The 2,663-nt window shown below is 44.3% G+C and carries 3 protein-coding genes and 1 tRNA gene; 1 reads left to right on the forward strand and 3 read right to left on the reverse strand.

What is annotated here, in order from left to right; translation table 11 throughout:
* Positions 1-44: 44 nt before the first annotated feature.
* Positions 45-1,169, reverse strand: a complete 1,125-nt coding sequence (gene xerA / locus WBV75_RS06220; protein ID WP_424119776.1) for a site-specific tyrosine recombinase/integron integrase — start codon at positions 1,167-1,169, stop codon at positions 45-47.
* A gap of 495 nt (positions 1,170-1,664) precedes the next feature.
* A tRNA-Arg gene (locus WBV75_RS06225) sits at positions 1,665-1,741 on the reverse strand.
* Between the two features lie 222 nt (positions 1,742-1,963).
* On the opposite strand from WBV75_RS06225, the gene WBV75_RS06230 reads away from it, so the two are divergent.
* On the forward strand, positions 1,964-2,365 hold the full coding sequence (locus WBV75_RS06230) for a hypothetical protein (protein ID WP_424119777.1): 402 nt from the start codon (positions 1,964-1,966) through the stop codon (positions 2,363-2,365).
* Positions 2,366-2,373: 8 nt separating this feature from the next.
* Here WBV75_RS06230 and WBV75_RS06235 read toward each other — a convergent pair.
* Positions 2,374-2,663: AMP-binding enzyme (locus WBV75_RS06235; RefSeq protein WP_424119778.1), on the reverse strand; the 290-nt coding region annotated here is incomplete at its 5' end.

Here is a 2,663-nt window from a genome sequence, read left to right on the forward strand (position 1 = left end):
ACGTATGTGTAAAGTGCATTATGCACTATATATCGCTTATAGGCCTAAGATAGCAAATCGTCAATTCCTTTGAAGGAATTTTGAGCCACATGCGTATAAATCTCGGTAGTCTTACTGGAGTTATGTCCCAAAAGCACCTGGATTCTGCGTAGATCGACCCCCTTTTCCAATAGGTGGGTGGCAAAGCTATGTCGAAGCATGTGGGGGGTTACGCGCTTGCGAATCCCAGCCCGTTTGGCTGCCCGACTTACAATCTTTAAAACGCTGCTAGCCGAATACGCTCCTCCTTTTGGGCCTTCAAACAAGTATTGATCCGGGTTATAGCGGTGCAGGTATTCGGTTAGCACAGGGATGAGTGTTTTACTTAGAATTGAATAACGGTCTTTATTGCCCTTCCCCTGCCCTATCCGCACCATCATTCGGTTAAAATCAAGGTCTGTGGGTTTCAAGGCCAACAACTCAGCCCGACGTAATCCGGAAGAATATAGCAACCCTACAATACATCGATGTTTGAGATTGCCCACCTGGGCAAGAAGGTCCTGAACATCCCTCACAGATAGTATTTCAGGCAACTTCTTGCGCTTTCTCGGGCGCTCAATACTGTAAAATCTATTGGGCATACCGAGTACAACCTCATAATAAAACTTAATGCTATTAACGGCCTGATTGATATAGGACGTAGACTTGTTGGAACGTGATAAATAAAGCAAATAATCCCGGATATCGTTCTCATCGATTTGTTCTAATGGAACCCCGAGGAAAAAGCGCATAAACGCCTCAAAACAGTTTATATATACCCTCGCCGTGTTTTTGGCATATTGCTTTAGTTCAAGTTTGTCCAAATATTCCTGGGGACAGATACGTGGGTACTTTTTATATTCAGGATGCTCAACCTGTTTAAAGATTTGTGAGGTATTTTTGGTTGGGACGGGCCTGGAACCAAAAAAGTAATTCCCATTTACCCAGGCGATACCCTTAAAAGTTTTAAAGATCAAGGAGACGTTATTCCGATTATTGGGTAGGAAATACATACTGTATTCATCAGACCAGGCCACATTCGGCAATCGATCGACCAGGGCGATAAGCACACGATCTGCTCTAAATTGAAGGCCGATACAGCGCTCCTGCCCAATTAAAAGATGCTTAAGGGTAATGCTCTTTTCTAACACGTTTTGATATGGAAACTCATAAAAGTTAACCGATTACCATGCAATTGCATTGCAGGAGATGTCTGGATCTATCCGGATCTGTCCGAACTCCAAATTTTCAAAATAGGCCTTCTGGGAGCAGTAAGCGGATAAGCAAGAGGGTAACCGGCTGGCGCAGGTTACATTTTTATAATCCGCTTGTTTTCAAAGGTTTGTGAGGTTTGTGTTTTGTTTGAATATTGTGTTTTTCCACTAAATAGCTTATAACTAACTGATAATCAGTTCAGATTTCAATTAAAAATGAAGAAATAGTGATTGTGAAGCCCCGCAAGCAGGTAAGTACTGGTAAGATTTGGGGTTAGCATCCGACCCTGAAATGAATAGAATACGAAGCGATCGAAATCCCAATAAAATCAGCCAATCCGGGTGAAATAATGTTAAATTTTAGGGTGTTTGCAAATTGTTTGCAAAAAAAGAGGCCCCAGAACACAAAACGTTCTGAGGCTCTGTAATTACTGGTGATCGCGCCAGGATTCGAACCTGGGACCGTCTGCTTAGAAGGCAGATGCTCTATCCAGCTGAGCTACGCGACCTTAAATTTCCTTCTCTCACTCCAACCTGCGACCGTCCCGCTAGGGCGGGATGCTCTATCCAGCTGAGCTACGCGACCGCAATTAGAGCGGCAAATATACAATTAACGCTCAGATGAGACCTAAACTAAAGGTTGTAAATTAGTGAAAGATTTAATTTTCTACTGCCTGCATGTACCAGAGAATCGGGTTGTGCGTTATCACATTAGGTAACACCCTAATTTTATGAAACGTATTTTTTTAACGCTATTTTGGCTGGCCTGTACCCTTACGGCCTCTGCCCAGCAGGGGAGTAAAGTGGACATGAAAGTCAAAATTTTTACGGCTGAAGAACGTGATAACCTGCAACTCTGGTACCATGAAGAAATCCAGCGGATGGGGCTCTCCGAAGAGATAGCGTCCGAGTACAACGGTATTCTGATGTACTATGTAGCCAAAATTTCCCGTCTGGACGATAAGGACCAGGACCTCCCCCAGGCTGAGTTCAAGAAGCGTTTAAACGAATACCTGAAAAAACAGGATGCCGACCTTCGCGAAATCCTGACCGACGAGCAATTCGCCATCCACAAAGAGATTTACGGGGAATTTTTGAGGTCCGCCTACCGCCGATGGGGGATTGAAAAGTAATCCCGGTCCTAAAGGGCATTTTCCATAATCTCCTCGACCACTTCGGGGTTTAACAGCGTACTTATATCCCCGAGGTTGGAAGTGTCTTTGGAGGCAATTTTTCTCAGGATACGCCGCATAATCTTACCGCTTCTGGTTTTGGGGAGTCCCGAAACAAACTGGATTTTGTCGAGTTTGGCAATGGGCCCGATTTGTTCGGTTATTTGCTGGTTGATCTCCTTGCTCAGATTCTCGCGGTTACGCCCCTCCCCTATTTCCTTCAGGATCACAAAACCATACGAAGCGTTTCCTTTAATAT

This window comes from Robiginitalea sp. (assembly GCF_049588695.1).
GTDB lineage: Bacteria > Bacteroidota > Bacteroidia > Flavobacteriales > Flavobacteriaceae > Robiginitalea.

Coding starts and splice junctions, on each gene's coding strand:
- WBV75_RS06230 (WP_424119777.1), top strand. CDS start 1,964: ATGAAACGTATTTTTTTAACGCTATTTTGGCTGGCCTGTACCCTTACG.